This is a genomic window from Sorangium sp. So ce693 (assembly GCF_051521375.1).
Taxonomy (GTDB): Bacteria; Myxococcota_A; Polyangia; order Polyangiales; family Polyangiaceae; genus Sorangium; species Sorangium atrum.
This window is the reverse complement of the sequence record NZ_CP150347.1, coordinates 9,634,746-9,657,964: the sequence shown is the minus strand read 5'-3', so window position 1 is coordinate 9,657,964 and position 23,219 is coordinate 9,634,746. Positions and strand designations below refer to the sequence as shown.

Annotated in this window: 19 protein-coding genes; 11 read left to right on the top strand and 8 right to left on the bottom strand. The window is 71.3% G+C overall.

What is annotated here, in order from left to right:
- Positions 1 to 26: 26 nt before the first annotated feature.
- From WMF14_RS36075 to WMF14_RS36065, 3 genes are all read right to left on the bottom strand, one after another.
- A complete protein-coding gene (locus WMF14_RS36075; protein WP_437793586.1) occupies positions 27 to 1,835 on the bottom strand; it encodes an FAD-dependent monooxygenase in 1,809 nt (602 codons plus the stop codon).
- Positions 1,832 to 2,284, bottom strand: coding sequence for a hypothetical protein (locus tag WMF14_RS36070; protein WP_437793584.1), 453 nt, complete (start codon positions 2,282 to 2,284; stop codon positions 1,832 to 1,834). The genes WMF14_RS36075 and WMF14_RS36070 overlap by 4 nt, the downstream gene beginning before the upstream one ends.
- Before the next feature lie 178 nt (positions 2,285 to 2,462).
- Positions 2,463 to 2,585, bottom strand: a complete 123-nt coding sequence (locus tag WMF14_RS36065; protein WP_437804359.1) for an endo-1,4-beta-xylanase — start codon at positions 2,583 to 2,585, stop codon at positions 2,463 to 2,465.
- 416 nt (positions 2,586 to 3,001) lie between these two features.
- Between WMF14_RS36065 and WMF14_RS36060 the strand changes: the two genes are divergently transcribed.
- Positions 3,002 to 6,424, top strand: a complete 3,423-nt coding sequence (locus WMF14_RS36060) for a Kelch repeat-containing protein (RefSeq protein WP_437793583.1) — start codon at positions 3,002 to 3,004, stop codon at positions 6,422 to 6,424.
- A 66-nt stretch (positions 6,425 to 6,490) separates the two neighbouring features.
- Here the strand turns inward: WMF14_RS36060 and WMF14_RS36055 are convergent, their stop codons facing one another.
- Positions 6,491 to 7,858 carry a winged helix DNA-binding domain-containing protein gene (locus WMF14_RS36055; protein ID WP_437793581.1) on the bottom strand — a complete coding sequence of 456 codons (1,368 nt, stop codon included), beginning with the start codon at positions 7,856 to 7,858 and terminating at the stop codon, positions 6,491 to 6,493.
- A gap of 142 nt (positions 7,859 to 8,000) precedes the next feature.
- On the bottom strand, positions 8,001 to 9,641 hold the full coding sequence (locus WMF14_RS36050) for a hypothetical protein (RefSeq protein ID WP_437793579.1): 1,641 nt from the start codon (positions 9,639 to 9,641) through the stop codon (positions 8,001 to 8,003).
- Positions 9,642 to 9,936: 295 nt separating this feature from the next.
- Between WMF14_RS36050 and WMF14_RS36045 the strand changes: the two genes are divergently transcribed.
- Entirely contained in the window at positions 9,937 to 10,884 is a 948-nt protein-coding gene (locus tag WMF14_RS36045) for a glycosyltransferase family 2 protein (protein WP_437793577.1), read from the top strand.
- Between the two features lie 230 nt (positions 10,885 to 11,114).
- On the opposite strand, the gene WMF14_RS36040 is transcribed toward WMF14_RS36045, so the two are convergent.
- Positions 11,115 to 12,053, bottom strand: coding sequence for a UDP-glucuronic acid decarboxylase family protein (locus WMF14_RS36040; RefSeq protein WP_272095644.1), 939 nt, complete (start codon positions 12,051 to 12,053; stop codon positions 11,115 to 11,117).
- Between the two features lie 104 nt (positions 12,054 to 12,157).
- On the opposite strand from WMF14_RS36040, the gene WMF14_RS36035 reads away from it, so the two are divergent.
- The 3 genes from WMF14_RS36035 to WMF14_RS36025 all read left to right on the top strand — a co-directional run bounded on the left by WMF14_RS36035 (position 12,158) and on the right by WMF14_RS36025 (position 14,988).
- The gene (locus tag WMF14_RS36035) at positions 12,158 to 13,246 is read left to right on the top strand and encodes a radical SAM protein (protein WP_437793575.1); all 1,089 of its coding nucleotides are present in this window, start codon (positions 12,158 to 12,160) and stop codon (positions 13,244 to 13,246) included.
- The gene (locus tag WMF14_RS36030; protein WP_437793573.1) at positions 13,239 to 14,039 is read left to right on the top strand and encodes an SDR family NAD(P)-dependent oxidoreductase; all 801 of its coding nucleotides are present in this window, start codon (positions 13,239 to 13,241) and stop codon (positions 14,037 to 14,039) included. The genes WMF14_RS36035 and WMF14_RS36030 overlap by 8 nt, the downstream gene beginning before the upstream one ends.
- Positions 14,040 to 14,100: 61 nt before the next feature.
- Positions 14,101 to 14,988 carry a sugar transferase gene (locus WMF14_RS36025; RefSeq protein WP_437793571.1) on the top strand — a complete coding sequence of 296 codons (888 nt, stop codon included), beginning with the start codon at positions 14,101 to 14,103 and terminating at the stop codon, positions 14,986 to 14,988.
- A gap of 52 nt (positions 14,989 to 15,040) precedes the next feature.
- Here the strand turns inward: WMF14_RS36025 and WMF14_RS36020 are convergent, their stop codons facing one another.
- Complete coding sequence (locus WMF14_RS36020; protein ID WP_437793569.1) at positions 15,041 to 16,306, bottom strand: oligosaccharide flippase family protein; 1,266 nt, start codon at positions 16,304 to 16,306, stop codon at positions 15,041 to 15,043.
- A gap of 154 nt (positions 16,307 to 16,460) precedes the next feature.
- Between WMF14_RS36020 and WMF14_RS36015 the strand changes: the two genes are divergently transcribed.
- Genes WMF14_RS36015 through WMF14_RS35990 form a run of 6 tightly spaced genes read left to right on the top strand, consistent with a single transcriptional unit; the run spans position 16,461 to position 22,144 of the window.
- Positions 16,461 to 17,876, top strand: coding sequence for a radical SAM protein (locus WMF14_RS36015; RefSeq protein WP_437793566.1), 1,416 nt, complete (start codon positions 16,461 to 16,463; stop codon positions 17,874 to 17,876).
- A complete protein-coding gene (locus WMF14_RS36010) occupies positions 17,873 to 18,652 on the top strand; it encodes a WecB/TagA/CpsF family glycosyltransferase (RefSeq protein ID WP_437793563.1) in 780 nt (259 codons plus the stop codon). Before WMF14_RS36015 ends, WMF14_RS36010 begins: the two co-directional genes overlap by 4 nt.
- Complete coding sequence (locus WMF14_RS36005; protein WP_437793561.1) at positions 18,649 to 19,815, top strand: DegT/DnrJ/EryC1/StrS family aminotransferase; 1,167 nt, start codon at positions 18,649 to 18,651, stop codon at positions 19,813 to 19,815. Before WMF14_RS36010 ends, WMF14_RS36005 begins: the two co-directional genes overlap by 4 nt.
- A gap of 24 nt (positions 19,816 to 19,839) precedes the next feature.
- On the top strand, positions 19,840 to 20,466 hold the full coding sequence (locus WMF14_RS36000; RefSeq protein ID WP_272095636.1) for a YdcF family protein: 627 nt from the start codon (positions 19,840 to 19,842) through the stop codon (positions 20,464 to 20,466).
- 2 nt (positions 20,467 to 20,468) lie between these two features.
- Complete coding sequence (locus tag WMF14_RS35995; RefSeq protein WP_437793558.1) at positions 20,469 to 20,879, top strand: hypothetical protein; 411 nt, start codon at positions 20,469 to 20,471, stop codon at positions 20,877 to 20,879.
- Positions 20,876 to 22,144, top strand: coding sequence for an MFS transporter (locus WMF14_RS35990; RefSeq protein WP_437793555.1), 1,269 nt, complete (start codon positions 20,876 to 20,878; stop codon positions 22,142 to 22,144). The genes WMF14_RS35995 and WMF14_RS35990 overlap by 4 nt, the downstream gene beginning before the upstream one ends.
- A 172-nt stretch (positions 22,145 to 22,316) precedes the next feature.
- Here the strand turns inward: WMF14_RS35990 and WMF14_RS35985 are convergent, their stop codons facing one another.
- Positions 22,317 to 23,219 (bottom strand): NAD-dependent epimerase/dehydratase family protein, encoded by a 903-nt coding sequence (locus WMF14_RS35985; RefSeq protein WP_437793553.1) that lies wholly within the window; start codon positions 23,217 to 23,219, stop codon positions 22,317 to 22,319.

Genomic DNA, 23,219 nt, shown 5'->3' with positions numbered 1-23,219 from the left:
CCTGACAGGACTCCTGGTGGGTGGAACTAGACCCCGTAGACTTGCTCCACGATCGACGCGATCAGCTCCACGGACAGCGTCACGCCGCGCTGCTGGCGCCACGCGACGTGCCCGTCCGGTCGGATCAGGAGCGCGCCGTCCTGCTCGATCTGCGCGAGCGCGTGCACAGCGGCCTGGTGGCAGGCAGGGATGTCGGCCGAGCCCAGCCTGAACAGCCGGACGCCGTGGCGCGCCTCGACATGCTCGAGCGCCTCGAGGTCCGCGGGCAGCGCCTCGACGGCCGCGCCGAGCAGCAGGATCGAAGCGCCGTAGTCGATCATGGAGCGGCTGCCGCGCTGTCTCCTGTTGCCGTCCAGCCAGAAATGCGGGAATCGCGCGCCCGGCCGCGTCGACGGGATGTACGAGGACACCCGGTCGTCGACCTCCGGCGGCCTCGTGCCGTCGCCGAGCAGCGCGCCCTCTTCATACATGTAGCCGAGGTCGAGCCCTATCCGGTCGAAATGCGACCTCTGCTGCGCGATGGCCGCGAGGACACGCTCTCGCACCGAGGGATCACGATGGTACCGTGAGAGGATGCTCTCTCCGTAATGCTGGACCTGCCGCTCGGTCCAGGCGCGGAGCGGGGCCGGCAGCGCGCGCATCGTGGAGCTCGCCAGCTTCTCGTTGACCCACTGAGCTTCCTCGACCTCGATCCCGAAGGCCTCCGCGACCTCGCTCATCCTCTCGAAGTTGAGCCGGCTCTCGTCGCAGTTCGTCTCGATGACAGGGCGGCGCTCGGCCTCGTAGCTGTCGAGCAGGCCGGGCGCCGCCCGCCGCCCGATCACCATCGCGAGCTTCCAGGCCAGGTTGTGCGCGTCGCCGATGCCGGAGTTCATGCCGAGCCCGCCCGTGGGCGGGAAGCGATGGGCGGCGTCGCCGACCAGGAAGACGCGCCCGCTGCGGAAGCGCTCCGCCACCTGCGCCGTCATGCGCCAGTGGCTCATCGATGTGATCTCGATATCCACGTCGTCCCGCCCGAGCGCCGCCTTGATCTTCCTCTGCATCACCTCGGGCGTGTACTCCTCGATCTTCTCGTGCGGCGTCGCCACGGGGAGGTGAAAGACCCAGCGCTTCTCGACGTGGTGGGCGATGAACACGCTGCCCGGCGCCTTGGGGGAGAAGATGAAGTAGAGCTTGCCCCGGGTGCGGACCACGCGGCGCAGATCCGCCTGAAAATAGGCGTTGACGACGTCGAGCAGCTTGTCCGGGCCCTTCATCTCGATCCCGAGGGCCTTGCGGCTCCGGCTCCCGGCGCCGTCGGAGCAGATGACGTACTGGCTCCGGACGGCGAAGGTCTCACCCGTCGTCCTGTTCGTGATCCGGCTGGTGACGCCCTCCGCGTCCTGCTCGAAGGACTCCCACTGGTGGTGATGGAGCGCCTGGATCCGCGGCGAGGCCGAGACGCGCTCGCGGAGGAGCTTCTCCAGCTCGACCTGCGAGAGGTTGAGGTAGGGCATGGGCGCCTCGAGGTGCTCTCGGTACTTGCGCCCGACGCCGTTGGCTCGCAGATCGATGCATCCGAACTCCTCACCGATCGTGCCGCAGAACAGGATCTTGGCGGCGTCCTCCTCAGGCGACGCCTCCGCGGACAGCTCGCCATGAGCGAGCCCCAGCTCGTGGAGGATCTCGATCGAGCGCGCCGAGAGCTCGTGGGCCTTGGGGTGATTCTCCAGGCCCGGCCGGCGCTCGATGAGCACACAGTCGACGCCGCGCCTGGCGAGGCACAGCGCGCTCACCATCCCCGAGGGGCCAGCGCCGATGATGAGGACAGGCGCAGAGACGGTGCGATCGCTCATGTGGCAGCCCCTTGCTTATGACACAGGGAGACGCCGGCGAAGAGCAGCGCCGCGGACGTGCCGAGGTGCAGCATGTTCGGCGGGAGGAAGCCGAGGAGGACCCGGCCACCGGCGTCGAACTCGGCGCCGGCGGCGCTCTTGAAGACGGCGGCCAGGATGAACCCGCCGATGTGGAGGGCGCCCAGGAACGCGCCTGTCCGGACACGCTCCACGGTGCGCGGCGTGGCCGTCCAGAAGAGGTAGATGGAAGCGACCGCGCCGAGGGCCCCGGCGCTGATCTGCCAGAGCAGGTGGAACCTGGCGTGTCCGGGCCAGTCGGGGTTCCGGAGGTGATGCGGATCGAGGATGTCGATCAGCCCGGTCAACAGGCCGTAAGCGACGGCCGACAGGATGCAGAGGGCCTTGCCCGCGGCCCACGCCGTGGAAGATGGCGCGCGTTCGGAGCTCATGGCAGAGGGATAAAGCACGGGAATCACGTGCACAATGGCCATGAGTGGCCATGGGGTGGCCGGAAATGGCCACGCCCGTGGGAGGCGGGAGGCTCAGATCATCGCCGGTGTTGCGCGTTCCGCGCGCGTCGCGGCGAGCGTGAGCCGGGCACGCTGGCCCGACTGGCGTTCATGATCCTCAGAAGCCCACCACGTCGTCGTAGGCGGGCTTGGGGTTGTGGTTGATATCGAAGAGCAGGGGGAAGTCCTTGCGCCCCGAGCTGAACTCCGACAACCAGGTGTTGTCGTCACAATATCCGATCCGTGCCGGCGACAGCGAGTCAGGGCGTCCAGCGCACGTTGTTGGGTAAGACTACTTACAAAGTGTCTCGATGGGGGTGTTCTTTTCTCCTTCTGCACGCGGGTGAGCCCCGGCCTGCGACGTCGCTGAGCAGGGGGCACCGGTCCTGCGTGGCGCGGTGAATGGGGTCGCCGCTGGCCGCATCCAAGCGGAGACCGAGCGAGCGTCGGCAGCCAGGAGGTCGCCTGGCGTCTCGCTTCGGGGAGGTCGCACGGCTCATGCCGACGTCTCGCTCGATGAGCTGCCCCGGAGGGGAGGGCCCGGTGATCTGGCCGGCCGGTACGAGCGCGAGCACCAGGGAAAGGAAGGATATGGGCACAAAGGCGATTCATGGCCATGCGTGGCGTCTTGCTGCATGGTGTTTTGCGCGATGGGGGGTGCTGCTCTTGCTCATCGGCCTGCCGTGCGGGCTCGGATGTGCGGCGCCTGCGGGTGAAGCGCTCGACGTCGAGGCGCTGGAGGCGCAGTTCGAGGAGCGCGCCCGGGCCGTGCTCCGCGGCGGCGACGCGCTCCGGCCCGCCGCGGGGGGCTTCGCGCTCGCGCCGAGCCCGTCGCGAGGTGGCCTCTCGCTCGCGTTCCCCTCGGACGGGAGCGGCGCCGTGCGGTTCGGCCTGCCGGACGGGCTAGGCATCGACGTGCGCGAGGTCGGAGTGCGCGGTGAAGGCCAGAAGGCCGGCGCCGCCCTCGCGTACCCTCGCGCGGGTGGTTTTGCGCTCTGGACTGCGCAGCGACACGGCGTGGAAGAATGGCTCTGGTTCCCCGAGGGGGCGCCGGCCGGAGAACCGCTCGCCTCGTGGCAGGTCGAAGGGGCGCGCCTCCAGCGCCGCGGCGCGAACGTGGAGGTCCTCGGCGCGGCAGGGGAGGCGAGGATCATCGTGTCGGCTCCCGAAGCCTATGCTTCGCCGCTCGGGCGCATCGCGACCCGGCTGGACGTGCAAGGCGATGTGATCTCGCTCTGGGTCGAGGAGACAGGCATGCCGCTCCTCGTTGACCCGGCGTGGACCGTCACGGCCGCACCCGAGGCGACGCTCCGCGAGGCGCATGCGGCGACCTCGCTCGCGGACGGCAGGGTGCTCATCGCGGGCGGGTACAAGCAGGATACTGACTACACCCTGTTCCCGGTCGCCACCGCGGCCATCTACGATCCCGTGCTCGACGCCTGGGTGCCTGCTGCTCCGATGAACGAGCCGCGGGGGGCTCACCAGGCGACCCTGCTCGCTGACGGCAGGGTGCTTGTCACGGGTGGCGGCGGGTCGCTCGGCACGGGTGTCGGCACGGCGGAACTCTATGATCCAACGACCGACACGTGGACCTTCGCCGCACCCATGACCTCGGCGCGGGGGGGGCACACCGCGACGGTGCTCGACGACGGGCGGGTGCTCGTCGCCGGGGGCCTCGCGGCGGCCACCGCCGAGATCTACGATCCCGCGACGGGCGGCTGGTCGCCGACGCCCGCGATGGCCATCGCGCGCAACGACCACACGGCGACGCGTCTGCTGGACGGCCGCGTGCTGGTCGCGGGAGGCAGGACCGCGACGAGCAACACCTCCTCCAGCGTCGAGATCTACGACCCCACCACCGGCGCGTGGACCCCGGGGCCGAGCATGCTTCAAGCCAGATCCGGGCATACGGCGACCTTGCTGGAGGACGGGGACGTGCTTGTGGTGTCCAGCTGGGGGGTCGCGACCGAGGTCTACGATCCTGACACCAACGCATGGACGCCCGCGGGCCCGCTGAGCGTGCCGCGCGACAGGCACACGGCGACGCGCCTGTGCGATGGGCGGGTCGTCGTCTCGGGCATGGGATCGAACCTCCACATTGCCTATCCGGTCGAGGTCTACGATCCGAGCACGCGAACGTTCTCGTCAGGTCCCGTGAACGACGGGGCCCGCCGCGCAGGTACGGCGACCCTGCTTCCGGATGGCAAGGTCCTTTTCGTCGGCGGCCTGCGCCATCCGGGGGCCGAGATCTATGATCCCTCGGCCGCCCCCGCAGGCACGCCGATCGGACCAGTGAACAAGCCGCGGAACTTCGCAAAGGCAGTGGAGCTCCCGGACGGAAAGATCCTGATCGCGGGCGGCATCGGCCCGATTGCGGTCAACGAGCTTTACGACCCCTCGAGCATGACGCTCTCCACGGCGGCTCCCTTGAACTTCGCGCGGTCTTCTCCCGATCTGACACGCCTCGCCGACGGCAGGGTGCTCATCAGCGGCGGTATCCCGAACGACTCTCCAGCGCTGGAGTTGAACAACGAGATCTACGATCCGGCGGCGAATGTCTGGACGCTGACCGCGCCGGACAGCGTGTGGCGATCCAAGCACACGGCGACCTTGCTCGGGAGCGGCGAGGTGCTCATCGCGGGAGGTGAGATGTTTTTTGACCCCCTCGACCCGTACACCATCGACAGGATCCGATCGGCCGCGCTGTACCGGCCGGCCGACGACACCTGGGTCCCTGTGGCGCGGATGAACGTCGGGCGCGCGGAGCACGCGGCGACGCTGCTGCAAGACGGCAGGGTGCTGGTCGTCGGCGGGCGCAACGGACTCGAAGACAGCACGGGCCCCTCGACCGCGGTAGCGCTCGCCAGCGCCGAGATCTACGATCCAGCGACCCATACCTGGTCGCTGGCGGCACCCATGGGGACGCCTCGGAGCCACCCTGCGGCGACGCGGCTCCTGGACGGCCGCGTGCTCGTCGTCGACACGACGGCGGAGGTCTACGACCCGGCGACGAACGTCTGGACTCCCACGGGGCCGATGTTGATTGGGTCGGGCGTGAACAACTCGGCCCTGCTGTTGTCGACGGGCGAGGTGCTCGCCATCGGCGGGACGGTCGCGCAGATCTATCGTCCTTCGACGAACTCCTGGACACCCGCCCCATCCACCGTGATGTCCCACCTCGCTCATGTGACCGCGCTGCTTCCGGGCGACCAGGTCCTCGTCGTGGACGGGAAGAAGGATGCGGAGCTGTACGATCCCCATCCGCGGAGCGCCGGGGACAATGGCTGCGGCCCGGGTGGAGACAGCGGCGCTGGCGGCGGAGACGGCGGAGACGGCGGTGCGGGCGGCGCTGGCGCCGGAAGCGGCGGCGTGGGCGCTGCTGGTGGCGTGGGCGGCGCTGGTGATGCTGGTGGCGTCGGCGCAGCTGGTGGCATTGGCGCCGCTGGTGGCGGAGACGGCGGTGCGGGCGGCGCTGGCGGTGTGGGCGGTGCTGGCGATGCGGGTGGCGCTGGCGGTGTCGGCGGTGCTGGCACCGCTGGCGGCGTTGGCGACGCGGGTGGCGCCGGCGGTGTGGGCGGTGCTGGCACCGCTGGTGGCGTTGGCGACGCGGGTAGCGCTGGCGGTATGGGCGGTGCTGGTGGCGCTGGCGACGCGGGTGGCGCTGGCGACGCGGGTGGCGCTGGCGGCTCTGGCGGCGGCGACAGCGCCGTGGGCGGCGCTGGTGGCGTGGGCGGCGCCGGCGGCGACGAAATGAGCTCGTCCGTTGGCTCGGCGGGCGGAACCTCGACGGGCACGGCCGGCGGAGGCGGCGGGAACGGTGCAGGAGGCTCCGGCGGCCCAGGGACAGCTACCGTATCGAGCAGCGCTGCGGGGGCCGGACCCGATGAAACCACGGGGTCATCGAGCTCATCGACCGGCCCCGGAGAGGGATCGCCGAGGGACCACGGCTGCACCATGGGGCCAGCGGCGTCAGGTAGCGGAACCATGGCCTTCTATCTCGCCGTCGCCGGAGCCGCGCTTCAGCGTCGACTCTCGCGGTCGCGGGTCGGCGGCCGCTCCAGCCGCGCTCGTCCTCGGTAGTCCGTCTCCCTGCTTTCTGATTCTCTCGCCACAATGCCACTAAAATGAGGGGGGCAGCTGGCGGCCTCATCTCGTGGCCTTCGCCCGCGCCGCAGGCGCCTTGGCGGCTCCGCCGCTCTTCGCCTTCGCCCGCGCCGCAGGCGCCTTCGCTGCACCCCCGCCTTTAGCCCGCGCCGCAGGCGCCTTGGCGGCTCCGCCGCTCTTCGCCTTTACCCCCGCAGCAGGCGCGTTGGCGGCTCCGCCGCTCTTCGCCTTTACCCCCGCAGCAGGCGCGTTGGCGGCTCCGCCGCTCTTCGCCTTCGCCGGCGCCGCAGGCGCCTTCGTGGATCCATTCTTCCCGAAGCGCACCTCGAACGCGCCGGCGTCCTCCTCCATGAATCGGAGGAGCGCCTCCCCTTCCTCGGCGAGCTGCTCGCGCGCCGCCTTGCCAAGGGCCTCGAACGGATCGAGCACGAGCGCGGCCGTGGCCTTCTTCCGCTCGATCGTCCATGTGCCGGCCACGAACCCGTCCACGAGGAACGTCGGCAGGATCCGCAGGTTGGCGGACATGACGATCCGCGGGCGATGCTCGTCCGCGATGACCCGCGTGCGGTCGTCGTGCGCGAGAAGGAGGTTGTCGTAATCGGGGAGAAACCGGGCCGGCGCGGCGGTGTCCGCGGGCGGCCGCGGCGCGTCGGGCAGGTCGAAGAGCTCCCGGCCTCGCTCGTCGCGGAACACGCAGAGCTGCTCTCGCAAGGCGTGGAGCACCTCCTTGACGCGGGTCAGGCCGGACCACGTTTGCACGTCGGTCGCTGTCGCCGGGCCGAACGACGCGAGGTAACGGAGCACGAGCGCCTGCGGGGCGCCGCCGTCGCGGAGCGGTTTGCCGAGCCAGGACGCCGCCGGGGCGAAGTCCGCCGTTCCCGGATATGCCCACGGGGTCTCGGCGGGCACCTGGACGACGGGCAGGTGCATGCGCACCGCGAGGGCCATGGCGCGCACGTCGCCGTCGGCGTGGAGCTCGGCCAGGTGATCGCGCAGCTCGTCCATGGTCCGCGGCTCCGCGTCGAAGTACGCGCGCGCCAGGGCGACCAGCCGAGCGATGTCGAGGGCGTCCGCGCGCTCGCGGAGGACCGACCGCATCCCGGCGTGGAGCACCGGCGCGATGATCGGGTGCAGATCCAGGTAGTCCCTTGCGCTCACGAGGTGCAGCGTGCCGCGCAGGAACGGCGCCCGGACGACCTCGCGGCGCACGACGAGCTGGACGAGCTGCTCGCGCCGGAACGCCGCCAGCCGCGACCAGAGCCCGATGAAAGGCGGCCGCGCCAGCTGGGCCTGGAGGGCGATCAGCCGCTCGATCCCGTGGACGACCGTGGTTTGCTCCCGCGCGAGCAGCATCTGCCGCGCGAGCGTGGCCCGGTTGAGGTCTCTTCGTGTCAGCGTCGGGACGGTCATGCAGCCCGCGAGCTTACGCGAAACGGGGCTCATCCTCTATGGGTCGCCTGCTGCTCCTGGCCAGAGCAGCAGGTCGCGAGGCTCACGTCTGGATTCAGGGGGCGAGGACGAACGAGAACAGCGCCTCCTCGTCTCGATTGGGTCAGAATCGATAGAGCACGTTGTCCTTGTCGCCAGAGACATAGATCGTCCCTGACGGGCCCACGGCGACGCCGCTCAACGCGTAGGTCGGCACCGTCCCCGTGACCCCTTCGAGCCCCACCTTGAGGTGCTTTTTCACGACCCAGGTGTCCCCGGTCGCCGGGTCCACGCGCAGCAGGCGGCGCTTCCCGACCTCCACGACGAGCAGGGTGCCGTCGAGATCGACGGCCATCCCCTCCGGCTGATCCAGGCCGTCGGCCACCACGAGCGGCGGAGAGAGCGTCACGCCCCCTGCCGCCACCTGGAGGACCTGTCCCGTGGCCCAGTCGGCGGCCCAGAGGTCGCCTCCCGACACCGCGAGGCCCGAGGGCACGGTCATCGGCGCGAGCGTCACGAGGCTGCCGCCGCCCGTCCGGCGGACGATGCGCGCCGCGCCCGGCCCCGCGCCGAGCTCGGCCACCACGAGATATCCCTGGAACCGGACCGCGTTGAGCGGCGAGACGAAGTCATTGTACGTCTCGAGGACCGTCGCCGTCGCCGGGTCGTAGGTCTGGACCACGCTGCTGAACCACGCGGTCAAGATCAGGTTCGAGCCGTCCGCCGCCACCGTGGCAGGCCCATGAAAATCCGACTGGCCGAGGAACGAGCGCTCCACGCCCAGCGGAGCGCCCGTGTCCCCGTCGAACTTCCGCAGCGACGACAGATCGGCCACATAGACCGATTCGCCACATCCTTCGGTCGTCACGGCCACGCCGCCGGGCATGATCATGCCGCCCGGCATGATCGTGCGCTCCTGGCCGTTCGGCTTGATACGGACGATGAAGCCGTCGCTGGCGCTCGAGACGTAGAGATTGCCCTGCGGGTCGAAAGCGAGGTTGTCGAGCCCCGGCGTGAGCTCCGCGATGACCTCCTTCTCGCCCGTCTCGATGTCGACCCGCACCACCTCGCCGTTCTGATCGACCACGTGGAGCCGGCCGAGCCCGTCGAACTTGGCCGCCGCAGGGATGAAGAAGCCGTCGGCGACCGTCTGGAGGTCGCACTCCACGTCTGGGTCGACAGCGCCAGTGCAGGAGTCCACATCGATGCTGATCACCCTGCCTTGCGTCCAGATCGGCCCGTACAACCTGCCGTCGGGCCCCCAGTCCATGCCGTTCAGGAAGCCGAGGTTGCTCGCGATGTGGCGCGGCGGAGCCGACAGCTCCGGATCGACCTCGTAGAGCCCGTCACCGAAGAAGTCGAGCGCCACGAAGAGCCGCCCCGTATCGGAGAACGTGATGGGGTTGACCCCCGGCGCGACGAACTGCTCGGTGATCGCGCCCGACGGCGCGTGCCTCACGACATTGCCAGGGATGAGCGAGGTCCAGTAGAGCGAGCCATCCGGGCCGAACGTGAGGTCGTCCGGGCCATCGATCCCGTCCGACGCGTCGAGCCGATCCACGATGGCTCCGCTGTTGCGGTTCACGATGGCGATCTCATTGCCAAGGAAGCTCGCGACGTACAGCCGACCATCCGGCCCCACATTCATCCCATTGGTGCCGTGCATCGGCGACCCCTCGGCGAGGATCGGCCGCTTCGCATGCGCCGGCGGCGAGGCTGCCAGGAGCACCGTGCCAGCGAGCACGAACGCAAAAAGCCTGTGCATAAGCTCTCCCTTCAGCGCCGCACCTGGACCGGCACACCCAAGGATCACGATGACGTCAGGCGCGAGACCAGCGCGACGGCGCGAACCTCCGGCGGACTTTGTAGTCACGCGGGGTTGTTCTTACGCTAACATAATCAGGAGGCTTACCCAAGCCCAAAATTCGTGCAATGGGTGCGGACGCGTCGACATCGCCGGCGCTGCCGGCGTCGTCGCGATCGTGAGTTCCTGGGCGACCATCCCGCGCGGCGCGCGCCGCGTGACACCCGAGCCGGCGTGGTGGTATGCGTCGGAGTCGATGGCTGCCAGCATCTGCCTGCCTGCGTACAACGAAGTCCGCACCATCGAGGCGACCCTCACCGAGCTGTCGCGGCTCGGCCCCGAGGTGGACGAGATCCTCGTCTGTCTCAACGGGTGCACGGACGGCACCGAGCGTGTCGTCGAGGCGTTCCGGGAGCGGGAGCCGCGGCTCGCCGTCATCGAGAGCGAGCTCGGAAAGAACAACGCATGGAACGCCCTCGTGGCCCGGGCGCGCAACCGTCGCCTCGTGTTCACGGACGCGGACGTGCGCCCGGCCGAGGGCTCCATCTCGGCCCTGCTGCGCGCCCTGGAGCGCTCTCCGCACGCCGCCGTCGCCGCGGCCTTCGAGCAGCCGCGCGGGGCGCCGCCCCCGCCGCTCGGCACCGTCCTCCGCCTGCTGACGACCAGCCTCGGTCAGGACTACATCTCCGGTCGCCTCTATGCCATCGATCGCGATCGGCTGGGCGCGGTGATGGCCGAGCGTGGGCTCCTGCCTGCCGGGACGCTGCCTCGGCTGCCCGTCGACCTCGTGACCGAGGACTCGTGGCTCACGGCGCTCGTCGCCGGCGATGCGCTGGTCGTGGTCCCCGAGGCGCCCATCCACTTCGAGGTGGACAGCATGGCCGACGTGGTCCGCGCGCTCGCGCGCAACGCCGCCGCGAGAGAGCAGCTCCGCTCGTGCTACCCGGAGCTCCACCGCCGCGACGGCGCCCGCCTGCTCTCGGCGCAGACGGCGGCGAAGATCCTCCTCGACCGGCTGAGATCGGCGCCGGGGCCCGGCGCGGTCACGCGCGGGCTCGGGGGAATGGCCCTCAGGGCCGCGATCCACCGCGTGCTCGGACAGCGGATCCGGGCGCAGCGCGATCGCATCCTGGCGGACGTCAGCGCCGGCCGCGGCGGGCGCGTCATGGCCACCTCCGGCCGCCTCCCGTCGAAGGGCGGCTGAGCGCCTGCCCCGGCTGGGCGCCTCCAGAGCGGCAAACGGTTCAACCCCGCCAGAAAAGAGCAGAATTTCGAACCGCCAAGCGCGCCAAGGACGCCAAGACGCCAGAATATTTTCTGCTCTTGGCGTTCTTGGCGCCTTGGCGGTTCATTTCACGTTCGCTCGACGTGATCGGCGTTCGTGCGGCTGAGCTTGTATCCCGCGAGCCTGCTCCCCGCGCTCATCGCCGGACGTCAGACGCGCGGGCGGAACCAGTCGATCGTGCGATCGAGGCCCGAGTCGAGATCCACCACAGGGCGCCACCCGAGCAGCTCCGTCGCCCGGGAGATGTCGGGCCTGCGCCGCTGGGGATCGTCGATGAGGCCATCGCTCATCGTCAGCTTCGCGCGCCCGCCGGTCTTGCGGATGATGAGCTCGGCGAGGTCCTGCATCCTCGTCTCGGCCGGATTCCCGAGGTTGACCGGCCCGGTCAGGTCCTTGGCGTTCATCACGCGGACCAGCCCCTCGATCAGGTCGCTGACGAAGCAGAACGAGCGCGTGCGGTGGCCTCCGCCGTACAGCTCCAGCGCCTCGCCGCGCAGCGCCTTCACAACGAAGTTGGCGATGACCCGGCCGTCGTTCCGGTCCATGTTCGGGCCATAGGTATTGAAAATGCGCACGATGACGGTATCGACGTTTCGGGTCTGGCGGTACTCCCAGAAGTACGTCTCCGCGACCCGCTTGCTCTCGTCGTAGCAGGCCCGCGGCCCGATGGGGTTGACGTTCCCCCAGTAGTCCTCGTGCTGCGGGTGGACGAGCGCGTCGCCATAGACCTCCGAGGTGGAGGCCTGCAGGACCCGGGCCCCCAGGTCCTGCGCCAGGCGGAGGACGTTGATCGCGCCGAACACGTTCGTGTTGAGCGTGTGCACCGGATCGGCCCGGTACTTCACGGGCGACGCCGCGCAGGCCATGTTGTAGATCTGCTCGACCTCGAAGCGGAGCGGCTCGCTCACGTCGCAGCGGTGCAGCTCGAACCGCGGGTTCTTCAGCAGCGGCCCGAGGTTCTCGTCACGCCCCGTCACCATGCTGTCGACGCAGATCACGTGGTGCCCGTCGGCCAGAAGCCGTGCGCAGAGGTGCGACCCGAGGAAACCAGCCCCACCCGTGACCAGGATTCGCTTGCTCGCACTCATCGGAAAAATACCTCCTTGACGCGCTGTTCTGTAAAGCTCGGGGCCGTGGCACCGTGATCGGTCGAAGGACCTTTACCATAGGAAATAGTAATTACAAAGACCGGATGACATCTGGAGGCGAGTTCCTTATCATGCCGGGTGTGCACCGCTCGCCTCGCTACCTGGGTTCGCTCGTCCGCGCAAAGCTCGCCCGCGAAGCGCGTCCGATCTGGGTGGATGTGTGTGTTACCAATCGATGTCATCTGAGCTGCGAGTACTGCTACGGCGACTACCACCACCGGCAGGACGACATCGGGCAGCTCAAGGTCGAGCAGCTGTGCGCGATCGTGGACGAGGCGGCGGCGCTGGGGACGGCGGTCCTGACGCTCACGGGCGGCGAGCCGATGCTGCACAAATCCATCGGCCGCATCATCGAGCGGGCGGTGAGCCGAGGGATCTCGGTCGGAATGGTCACCAGCGGATTCCGCGTCAAGGAGCGGGTAGATGAGCTCGCCAACCTGAGCTCGATCGTCGTGAGCGTCGACGGTCCGGAGCCGATTAACGATCTGAACCGCGGTCAGGGGACCTTCGCCGTGGCCATGACGGCGCTCGAGGCGTGCGAGGCGCGCGGCATTCCGCGCATCGTGAAGGCGGTGCTGAACCGCCGGAACAAGGACCAGGTGCCCTGGCTCCTCGAGCTGGCGGGCCGCTTCGGCGCGCGGCTCGAGGTCGTCATGAGCTACGCGCCGCAGTCCGATCGGCAGCTGCGCGTGCACGGCGACAACTCCCTCGACGCGAGCGAGCGGCAGGCCCTGGCGGACGCGCTTCTCGAGCAGAAGCGGCGGGGGGCGCCGATGGTCTTTCGCGAGCTCGTCTGGGAGAACATGGCGCGCTGGTGGCAACACCACGACGCGGATCGCGTCACCCTGGAGGAGCGGCGAGAGCGCTTCCCGTACCTCCCGTGCAGCGCGGGCCGGTACTACGCCTTCATCGACGGCGACGGCCGCATGTACCCGTGCAACCAGCGGCTCGCGGACTTCCCCGCCAGGAGCGTGCTCGAGGTCGGCGTCCGGGCCGCGTGGGAGCACCTGCGCGATCACGGCTGCTTTGCCTGCGCGGCGCCGTGGCTCAACCAGCAGCACCTCGTGAGCAGCGAGCAGCTCCTCGCGCGCAGCCTGGGGCGCGATCTGCTGGCGCGGGTCGCGCGTGCCTGAGCGGACGCTCGCCATCGTCGTGCTCGGCGGCTCGCGCGGGATCGGGCGGGCCATCGTCGCGCGCGCGCTCGCGGAGGGGCACCGGGTGTTCGCCGGGGCGCGGGACGAGCGGGCGCTCCTCGCATTGCAGCAGAGCGCAGCGCCCGAGGGCGCGGGCCGCCGGCTCGGCACGGGCGTGGTGGATGTCGGCGACGACGCCTCCCAGCGCGCCTTCTTCGGCGCGGCGCGCGCTTTTCTCGGGGGGATCGACGTCGTCGTCAACAACGCCGCCCGGGAGGGCTACGGGCGCCTCGACGAGATGGCGCTCGAGGACGTGGAGGCGATCGTCCGCACCAACCTCCTCGGCGTCATCCTCGGCTGCCGGCACGCGGCGCAGGCGATGGGGGACGGCGGCGGCCACATCATCAACGTCGGCTCCGAGGTCTCGTTCCGCGCCGTGCCCATGAAGAGCGTCTACTGCGCCACGAAGTTCGCCGTCCGTGGCCTCAGCGACGCGCTCGAGCTCGAGCTCGCGCCCCGGGGGATCCGGGTCTCCCAGGTGCACCCCGGCTGGGTGGACACGGGCCTGCACGAGGACGAGCGGCGGCGCCGGGGCTCGGTGTCCCGGCCGCACGACGGCGGCGTCCCGGTGGACCGGGTCGCCGAGAGCGTGGCCGCGCTCTGGCGCGAGCCGCGGGCGCAGGGCGGCGCTCCGCTGCGGCTCCGCCTCCGCAGCGTGGTGGGAGAGCTCTTTCCGGCGTGGGCGCGGTGGCGGACGCGCCGGGCGTTCGGGGAGCAGCTGAGAGAGGGCTGAGGCGAGACGGCAGGGCGGGGGACCGCCGCGACGCCGGACCGGAGACCACCAGGAGGTTTTCTTGACCGTTGCAACGACGTCCTTCGCTCAACGTGCAACCGCGCCGCCTCCTCCGGCGGATCCGGGCGCTCCCGTCGTCGTCGAGGGCCTCGACGCGGTGGGGGACGTGCTGCACCGGGCGCGCGAGCGGGCGCAGGCCGTCGCGATCGCCTCGCGGGACCTCGAGTGGCTCGCGGAGCGCCTCGGCCTGTCCGAGCGGACGGCGGAGGGGCTCCCGGTGGTCCGGTTTGGCTCGGGCGAGCGGGGCGGCCTCGACGCAGCGGCCACCCGGGCCGTCGAGATGCTCGTGGCCCTGTCGGTGCTGCTCGGGGGCGCGCCGCTGTGGCTGACGATCGCGCTGCTGATCCGCCTCGAGTCCCCGGGCGGGGCGTTCCACGTCGCCCCGCGCGCAGGGCTGCGCGGGAAGCCGTTCCTGTTCTTCAAGTACCGGACGATGCGGACGCGGCGCCGGGACGGCGAGGACAGGAGCGACGCCGCGCGGCTCTCGGTCATCCGCGGCGAGATCCCCGGCTTCGTGCGCGACGATGGGGTCGTCATCCCCAAGCACCCGAGGGATCCGCGCATCACGCGGCTGGGCGGCGTCCTGCGCTGGCTGTGCCTCGACGAGATCCCCCAGCTCCTCCACGTCCTCAAAGGCGACATGGCCCTGGTGGGGCCGAGGCCCTATCCGATGGCGGAGTACGACGCGCTCAAGGCGTGGCACCGCCTCCGCACCGACGGCCGTCCCGGGATCACGGGCCTGTGGCAGGTCGTGGCGCGCAACCAGGTGACCTTCGACCAGAGCGTCATCCTCGACATCTACTACCTGGCCAACGCCAGCTTCTGGGGCGACCTGAAGATCATGGCGATCACGCCGCTGCGCATGCTCTTCGGCGTGGGGAGCTACTGACGTGGCACGCCGGGCGATCGACGACGCCGCGAGAGGCCCGCTCCTCGGCCGCTCAGGAGGCCCCGAGGTGGTCCCTGACGCGAAAGAGGACGATCACCTCGCCGGCCACAAGGCCGAGCGTGACCACGAGCTTCACCGCGGCCGCGCCGGCGGCGCCGTGCGCGGGCACCGCCCACAGGTCCCCGGCGGCGATGAGGAGCACGGTGGCCGTCCAGAGGGCCGCGTACGGGCGCTGCTGGCCCGCGGCGAACAGCATCGGGCCGATGGCGAGCTCCGGCACCATCCACACGAGCGCCGTGGTCAGGAGCTGCAGCGGCAGCACGGCGCTCGCGTAGTCGGGGCCGAACACGATCCGGACGAGCGGCTCGCCGATCCACCACACGACGGCGCTCATGAGCGCGCCCGCGGCCATGAGCCCGACGAAGGTGAGCGTGGCGAGGCGCCTGCGGGCGCTCGCGGAGCGGCTGGCGACGAAGGCGGGGAAGACCGCCGCGCGCACGACGCCCGGCAGCATCATGGCGCCGCCGATCATGCGCTGGACCGCGCTCATGTCGCCGACCGCGTGGGGGGTGCTCATCCAGCCCAGCATCAGGAGATCGAGCTGGAAGTAGAGGGGGCTGGCGAGCATCACCACAGCGAGCGGCCCGGCCTCGCGGAGGAAGCCCTGCGGCAGCGCCGCGCCCTCGCTGGACCACTGCCGGCGCTCGAGCAGCTGGGCGGCGAGGGTCAGGGCCAGCGTGAGGGCGACCAGGTGGCCCGCGACGAGGCTCCACGCCAGGCCGAGCGCGCCGAGCCCCGAGAGCAGCGCCCCCGTCCCCAGGCCGAAGGACGTGACGGCCATGGTGACCGCCACCATCACCTCGCGCTCCATCCGCTGGTGCCCGCGGAACACCTGGTTGAGCATCTCGACGAACGACGCCATGAGCCACGCGGCCGTCAGCAGCCACACGAGCGTCCGGCGCGGCGAGGCCGCGCCCGCGAGGAGGCCGACAACGAGGCCGACGGCGCCGGCGGCCAGCGTCACGGCGAGCTTGAGGCGCACGAGCGGGCCGATGGGAGCGCCGGGATCGCGGGCCACCTCCCGCGCGATGAACAGGTGAAGGCCGAGGTCCGCGAGCTCGCCGAGCAGGAAGCCCACGGCGAAGGCGTAGCTGTAGTCGCCGAAGCCCGCCGGCCCCAGGAGCCGCGCGGCGACCACGGCGAGGAGCATGCGGACGCCGCGCGAGACGAGATCGCTCGCGGTCTTCAGCGCCATGCTGCCCGAGACGCTTCGCCTCGCCGGCGGCGGGGCGTCCTCGCGGAGCGCCGACGACGTCATGGATCGAGGAGATCCCTCACCGGAGGTCGCCGCGCGCGCATGCCGCTCCCCTATCGCCCCGATCGCGGTGCGGTTCAACTTCCCGGCAGCAGTCACGTGAAGCGGCAGGGCGCCGCGCGCCGTGCGTGAAGGATCGAATCCAGGAGAGGACCACGTGAAGACAAGCACGGATGGCAACGTTTCGTTGGTGCAGCTCAGGCGGAAGGAGTCGCTGGTCTCGGCGGACATCGAGCCGCCGGAGATCCTGCTCGAGCGAGCCCTCGCCCTGGCGGTGCCGGCCGCGCGCCCGGCCGCCGCGCCGCGGCCCCACGGCCAGACCCGAGCGCTCACGCGCCGCGGCGTGCTGTGGCTCGGGCAGACGTGCAACCTGCGCTGCCACTTCTGCTACTTCCTCGATCGGATCGAGGACAAGGAGCACCCCGAGCACCCGTTCATGTCGCTGGAGAAGGCGCAGGAGATCTGTCGGACCCTCGTCGAGTTCTACGGGAACGACGCGATCGACATCCAGGGCGGCGAGCCGACCATCTGGCGCGACATCCACGCGCTGATCCGGTACTGCGCCGGGATCGGCCTCGCGCCGACGCTCATCACGAACGCGCTGGTGCTCGACAAGCGCGACAAGGCGCAGCAGTTCAAGGACTCCGGCGTCGCCGACTTCCTCGTCAGCGTCCAGGGGCTCGGGAAGGCGCACGACGCGGCCGTGGGCGTGAGCGGCGCGCACGTGCGCCAGATGCGCGCGCTGAACCACCTCATCGCGCTCGACGTGCCGTTCCGCGTGAACTGCGTGATGTCCAAGCTCGCGGTGCCGCAGCTGCCGGCGATCGCGAAGCTGTCGGTGGAGCTGGGGGCGCGCGCCGTCAACTTCCTCGCCTTCAACCCCTTCGCGGATCAGCGCAAGGAGGGCGCCCGCACCGCGGAGAACGTGCCTCGTTATGGCGACCTGCGGGGCCCGCTCGACGAGGCCCTGGACGTGCTCGCGCAGGCCGGCGTGGAGGCGAACGTCCGGTACCTGCCCCACTGCATCGTCCCCGAGCGCCACTGGTCGTCTGTGTACAACTACCAGCAGCTCTCGTACGACCCGCACGAGTGGGATTTCGCGAGCTGGACCTGGACCAACAAGGGCCCGCAGCGGATGCGGGCCGGCGCGGTGTCGCCGCCCGTTCCGCTCGGCGCGCGGCCGCGCCTCGGCCGGCTCCGGCAGCCGCTCCTCCGCCTGGCGGACGCGATCGACCTCCGGGGCCGGATGCTCCGCGCCGACACGAACCCGCGGCTCGGCCCCGTGATGAGGAAGCTGGAAGGGCTGTCCTACAGGCTCCTCCGCCGCCGCGGGGATCGCGATGAGGCCTACCGCCACGACGCGCTGAACCGCGTCGAGCACAACGGCTACCAGAAGGGGGCGGGGTGCCAGCGGTGCGCGCTCCGCGACATCTGCGACGGGTTCCACGGCGACTACGTCGCGATGTTCGGCACCGACGAGGCGCGGCCCGTCCTCGATCGCGAGCCGGTCACCGATCCTCGCGCGTTCATCAGCGCGCAGGGCAAGGTGGCGCCGGCCAGGGGCGAGGCATGACCGTCGCTGCGCCCTCGAGCGCGCCCCGGGTCGACGTCCTCGGCGTCCCCGTCACGCGGCTCTCCTTCGAGCAGCTGCTGCGCCGCCTGGACGAGGCGTTGCAGGCCGAGCGCGAAAGGCCCGACTACTACACCTACGTCAACGCGTACTGCGCCACGCTGGCGGCGCGCGAGTCGCCGTACCGCGCCTCGGTATCCCGGGCCGACGTCGTGTACGCCGACGGCATCGGGGTGGTCTGGGCGGCGCGGCTGCTGGGCGGGCCGTGCCCGGAGCGGATCAACGTGGGCCCGGTCGAGCTGGGCCGGATCGCGGACCTCTGCGCCGAGCGCGGGGCGTCGGTCTTCCTGCTCGGCGGCGCGCCCGGGATCGCCGACGAGGTCGCGCGCCGCCTGGCCGCGGAGCGCCCGGGGCTCCGGATCGCCGGCGTTCACCACGGGTACTTCGCCCCCGAGGAAGAGGCGGCGGTGGTCCGGGAGATCAACGGCTCGGGCGCCGCGTTGCTCATCGTCGGCCTCGGCCCGCCCAAGCAGGAGCTCTGGGTGAGCCAGCACCTCGGGGCGCTCCAGGTGCGCGCCACCTGGTGTATGGGGGGGCTGCTGGATCAGGTGGCGGGCGCCGTCGCGTACCCGCCCGAGTGGGTGCGCCGGAACCACGTCCAGTGGCTCTACCGCCTGGCGGTCGAGCCGCGGCGGCTCTGGCGGCGGTACCTGCTCGGCATCCCGGAGTTCATCGGCCGCGTCGTACACCAGCGCCTTCGTCCGGAGAGACAAGCATGAGCGACCAGCGACCCTTCATCCCCATGGTCTTGCCGCAGGTGGACGAGCCGGACGCGATCGCGGCGCAGATCGCCGACGTCCTGCGCTCGGGGCGGCTGAGCAACGGCGGCCCGCTCGCGGAGGGCTTCGAGCGGGCGATCGCGGCGTTCCTCGGCGTCGAGGAGGCCGTGGCCGTCTCGAACGGCGCCGTCGCGATCAGCCTCGCCATCGAGGCCGCGGCGGTGCGGCGGGGCAAGGCGATCCTCCCGGCCTTCACCTTCATCGCGACGCTCAACGCCGCGGTGCACGCGGGCTTCGAGCCGGTGTTCTGCGACGTCGACCCGGAGACCTGGACGCTGGATCCGGGGCACCTGCGCCGCCTGCTCGCGGAGCACGGCGCGACGCTGGTCCTCCCGGTCAACGTGTTCGGCGTCCCGCCCGATCTGGCCGCCATCGCGCGCGAGGCCCGCGGCGCCGGCGCGGCCGTGATCTACGACAACGCGCACGGCATGGGCACCGAGACGGCGAGCCGGGAGGCCGAGGCGCTCCTCACCGCGACGACCTACTCGTTGCACGCCACCAAGGTCCTCGTGGCCGCGGAGGGCGGCGTCGTCGTCTCCCCGGACCGGGAGGTCAGCGCGTCGATGCGCCGGCTGCGCAACCACGGGCTCGCGCAGCCGCTCTCGGCGTCGGTCCCGGGGATGAACGCCAAGCTGGACGAGCTGCGCGCCGCCCTGGCGCTCGCGTCGCTCCGCCGGCTCCCGGAGGCGCTGGCCCGCAGGCGGACGTACCTCGACCGGCTGCGCGCGGCCCTGTCCCGGCACCCGCAGGTGTACCGCGCCCAGCGCATCCCGCCGGGCGTGACCCCCAACGGGCAGAACCTCGGGGTCGGGTTGATCGACGCCCCGATCGACGACGCCATCGCGGCCTTCGCGCGGCGCGGCGTCGAGGCGCGCCGGTACTTCTACCCGCCCCTGCATGCGCTGGACTGCTTCCCCGCGGGCGTCGCCCTCCCGAACACGGACCGGCTCTGCGCGGGCCAGGTTTGCCTGCCCCTGCACGGCCGGATGAGCGAGGAGACGCTCGAGCGCGTCGAGGCCGCCATCCACGGCGTCGCGGAGGAGCTGGAGGCGCGGCGGCTGCTCGCGCGCTCCTCGATGCCCGCCCTCCTGGGCGCGACGTAGGGGCGGCTCCAGGGATCCGACGCCATGCGCATGGAAGGAGCGTGGGACCGCCTGAGCACCGCGGCCGGCGTGATCGGGCTCATGGCGTTCGCCGTCGCCGCGTTCACCCCGGCGGCCGCGCCGCTCGATCGCTGGATGGCGTCGCCGCCCGACGCCGGGCAGGCCGACGCCGTTGTCGTCCTCGGCGCGGACGTCGATCCGGACGGGCGGCTCCCCGAGGATTCCCTCCGGCGCGCCGTCGAGGGCGTCGCGCTGTACCGCGGGGGGCGAGCGCCGCTCGTTCTGATGCTCGGCAGCCGCAACGGGCCGGCCAGCGAGGCCGAGTCGCGCGCTCGCCTCGCGCAGGGCCTCGGCGTCCCCCCGTCGGCCCTGCTCACGGAGCCGCGCGGGCTGACGACCGCGGTGGAGGCCCAGCGCAGCGCGGAGCTCCTGCTGCCCAGGGGCGCAAGGAGGATCCTGCTCGTCACCGGCGCGCACCGCATCGTGCGCGCGCGCCGGCTCTTCGAGCGCGCGGGCTTCGAGGTCCTCGCCGCGCCCGTCCCGGAGGGGTCGCCGGCGTCGAGCATCCCGGGGGAGCGCCTCTCGGCGATCGGCCGGCTGCTCCAGGAGCTCGCGGCGCGCGCTCTCTCGCGGCTCCGCGGGGAGGTGTAGCGGTGTCGGACGCGCTCTACATCCTTGGCGTCGTCGCCGCCACGTCCTGCGTGGTCTATGCGGCGGGGCGCCGCCGGGGGATGCGGGCCGGCCTCCTCCCGCCCGCGCTCCGGCGCGCGATCCGCTGCGTGGGCGTGTGCCTCCTGTTCTGGGGCGGCAACGTCGCCGTCGGGGCGGCGGTGGCCCTGCTCGTGCGCGGCCTGGGGCTCGGGTTCATCTGGCTCTACGTCAACACCGACGTCTCCGTGCTCGTCCTCTCCGCGCTCCAGGCGCTGGCCTTCGAGTCGTGGCGCATCGAGCACGAGCGCGAGCGCGCGGCCAGCGCCTCGCGCGCCGACGATCCCCCCGGATGCCCGGCCGCGCCCGGGCCGGCACACGATCCCCTGCATGGGGCAAAAGGAGTGAAGCGATGAGCACTGCAGCCGTGGAGGAGCGTCCGGTCTCGAGCCGGTGGAGCGACCGGGCGCTGCGCCAGACGGCCGGCTACTACGGGCTCTTCATCTGTCTGGGCCTCATCACGGCGATCACCGGGCCGACCCTGCCGGACCTGGCGCGGCAGACGGGATCGAGCGTAGGGGACATGGGCTCGCTGTTCCTCGGCGGGGGGGTTGGTTACACGCTCGGTACGCTCTGGGGAGGCAAGCTGTTCGATCGCGTGCACGGGCACACCCTGCTCGGGGGAGCGCACCTGATCGCTGCAGCGTGCCTCGCTATCATCCCGGCCGTCCCGTGGTTATGGCTGCTCGTGGTCCTGGCGTTCTGCCGGGGTCTCGCGGAGGGGTTTGTCAACACGGGCGCGAACGCGCTGCTCCTCTGGACGCACGGGGAGAAGGTCAGTCCGTACATGAACGGGCTTCACTTCTGCTTCGGGCTGGGCGCGTTCGTGTCGCCGCTCCTCGTCGCGCGCGTCCCGGGCGCCTGGGGCGGTTACCACGCGGCGTACTGGGCCGTGGCCGCCTTCTCGGCCCTCGTCGCCCTGGGCGTGCTCTCGATGCGACACTGCCCCGAACCCCGGGAAAAGGACGGGAAGGACGCCGCGGCGAAGGGCGCGGGTCGCTCGCTGCACCTCCTCCCGGTGCTCGTCGCGGTGCTGTACCTGTTCGCCTACGTCGGCGGGGAGATCTCGTTCGGGAGCTGGATCTACACCTATTCCCTCACGCTGGGCGTCGTCTCGGCGACCGGGGCCGCGTACCTCACCTCGGGATTCTGGCTCTCGTTCACGATCGGGAGGCTGCTCTCGATCCCGGTGGCGATCCGCTTCACGCCACGGCAGGTCATCCCCGTGGGGCTGGGCGGCTGTCTGGTGCTGTCCGCGATGATGCTGCTCCTGCCGCCCACGAGCGCGCTCTTGTGGGGTGTCGCGCTCGGGCTCGGGCTCTTCATGGCGCCGCTCTGGCCCAGCGGCTTCACGCTCGCGGGGCAGATCGTGCCCATGACGGCGTTCGTGACCGGGCTCGTGCTGGTCGGCGACAGCCTCGGCGGCATGGTCCTCCCGGCCCTCACCGGAAAGCTGATCGAGGGGGTGGGCCTGGAGAGGCTGGCCTACTCGCTGCCGATGCTCGTGTTTGGGAGCGTCGTTGTTTGTGCCTTTTCTTATCTCTGTCTGCTCGCCCTCGACAGCAAGCGAGCAGGGGAGGCGCCCGCGGCGAGCGCCGCGCGCGACGGCGCTCCGCCGTGAGGCGGGGATGGATGTGCGGCTTTGGGAGCACACCTGACAAAGAGAAATTGAACAGGGAGATGGGGAGGCGGGGAGATTCATGGGATATCAACTCCTCGTCTCCCCGTTTCCCTGTGAATTTTCCGAAAGAATCGAGAGGATGCTTCAGGGCGGGTCTCTCCTCATGTCGCCATCACGGCACCTGCGGCGCGGCTCGGGGTGTCCGATACCCCTGCGCCGGGTCGCGCAGGGCGCCGCAGACGCCTCCGAGCGCCTCTCCGACCTCCGGCGACCAGCCCAGGCCGCGCAGCCTCGTCGCGTCGAGGGCGGCGTCCATGGCCAGGAAGCCGGCGATGGGGCCGTGCGCTGCGAGGGCTTCCGCGAGGCTCCACGAGCCCACGGGGACCCCGGCGGCGTCGCCTATGGCCGCGAAGAGCGCCGCCATCGGCTCGGGCGACGCCTCGGCGGCGTGGAATACGCCCCTTGCGTCCGACTCCAGCAGCATCGCGTAGGCCACCGCCAGATCCCGCACGTGGACGGTGGACCAGCGGTTCTCGCCATCGTCGATACAACGCGCCACCCCCGCGGCGCGCGCGCCGTGCACCAGGCCCGCCACCGGACCTCCGCCGTCGCCATAGACGATGGGCGGCCGCACGACCAGGCCGCGGACGCCCGCCGCGCCGAGCACGCGCGACTCGGCCGCAACGAGCCACTCGAGCGCTCCGCCGGGGTTGACGCTCTCGTCCTCCGGCACGGGCACCCGCGAGGAGCGCGCGCGGGGCGCTCCGGTCGTCGTGATGAAGACGCCGCCGCTCATGGCCGAGAGCATCGCCGTGACCGCCGCCTCGTCCGTGGTCGGGCGATCCTCTCCTGTCGTCGCCGCGGTGTGCACCACCCCGTCGCCGGCCGCCGCCGCGCGCGCGAGCACGTCGACCTGCGACAGATTCCCCAGGATCGGCTCCGCGCCGGTGGCCCGCACCTTCGCTGCCGACGCGTCGCTGCGCGCGAGCCCGCGCACCCGGTGCCCGCGCGCGACCAGGGCGCGGGCGACCGCAGATCCGATGAAGCCGCTCGCGCCGGTGATGAAAACGTCCAT

Coding starts and splice junctions, on each gene's coding strand:
- WMF14_RS35990 (WP_437793555.1), top strand. CDS start 20,876: ATGAGCACTGCAGCCGTGGAGGAGCGTCCGGTCTCGAGCCGGTGGAGC.
- WMF14_RS36045 (WP_437793577.1), top strand. CDS start 9,937: ATGGCTGCCAGCATCTGCCTGCCTGCGTACAACGAAGTCCGCACCATC.
- WMF14_RS35985 (WP_437793553.1), bottom strand. CDS start 23,219: ATGGACGTTTTCATCACCGGCGCGAGCGGCTTCATCGGATCTGCGGTC.
- WMF14_RS36010 (WP_437793563.1), top strand. CDS start 17,873: ATGACCGTCGCTGCGCCCTCGAGCGCGCCCCGGGTCGACGTCCTCGGC.
- WMF14_RS36075 (WP_437793586.1), bottom strand. CDS start 1,835: ATGAGCGATCGCACCGTCTCTGCGCCTGTCCTCATCATCGGCGCTGGC.
- WMF14_RS36005 (WP_437793561.1), top strand. CDS start 18,649: ATGAGCGACCAGCGACCCTTCATCCCCATGGTCTTGCCGCAGGTGGAC.
- WMF14_RS36040 (WP_272095644.1), bottom strand. CDS start 12,053: ATGAGTGCGAGCAAGCGAATCCTGGTCACGGGTGGGGCTGGTTTCCTC.
- WMF14_RS36000 (WP_272095636.1), top strand. CDS start 19,840: ATGCGCATGGAAGGAGCGTGGGACCGCCTGAGCACCGCGGCCGGCGTG.
- WMF14_RS36070 (WP_437793584.1), bottom strand. CDS start 2,284: ATGAGCTCCGAACGCGCGCCATCTTCCACGGCGTGGGCCGCGGGCAAG.
- WMF14_RS36020 (WP_437793569.1), bottom strand. CDS start 16,306: ATGACGTCGTCGGCGCTCCGCGAGGACGCCCCGCCGCCGGCGAGGCGA.
- WMF14_RS36035 (WP_437793575.1), top strand. CDS start 12,158: ATGACATCTGGAGGCGAGTTCCTTATCATGCCGGGTGTGCACCGCTCG.
- WMF14_RS36055 (WP_437793581.1), bottom strand. CDS start 7,858: ATGACCGTCCCGACGCTGACACGAAGAGACCTCAACCGGGCCACGCTC.
- WMF14_RS36050 (WP_437793579.1), bottom strand. CDS start 9,641: ATGCACAGGCTTTTTGCGTTCGTGCTCGCTGGCACGGTGCTCCTGGCA.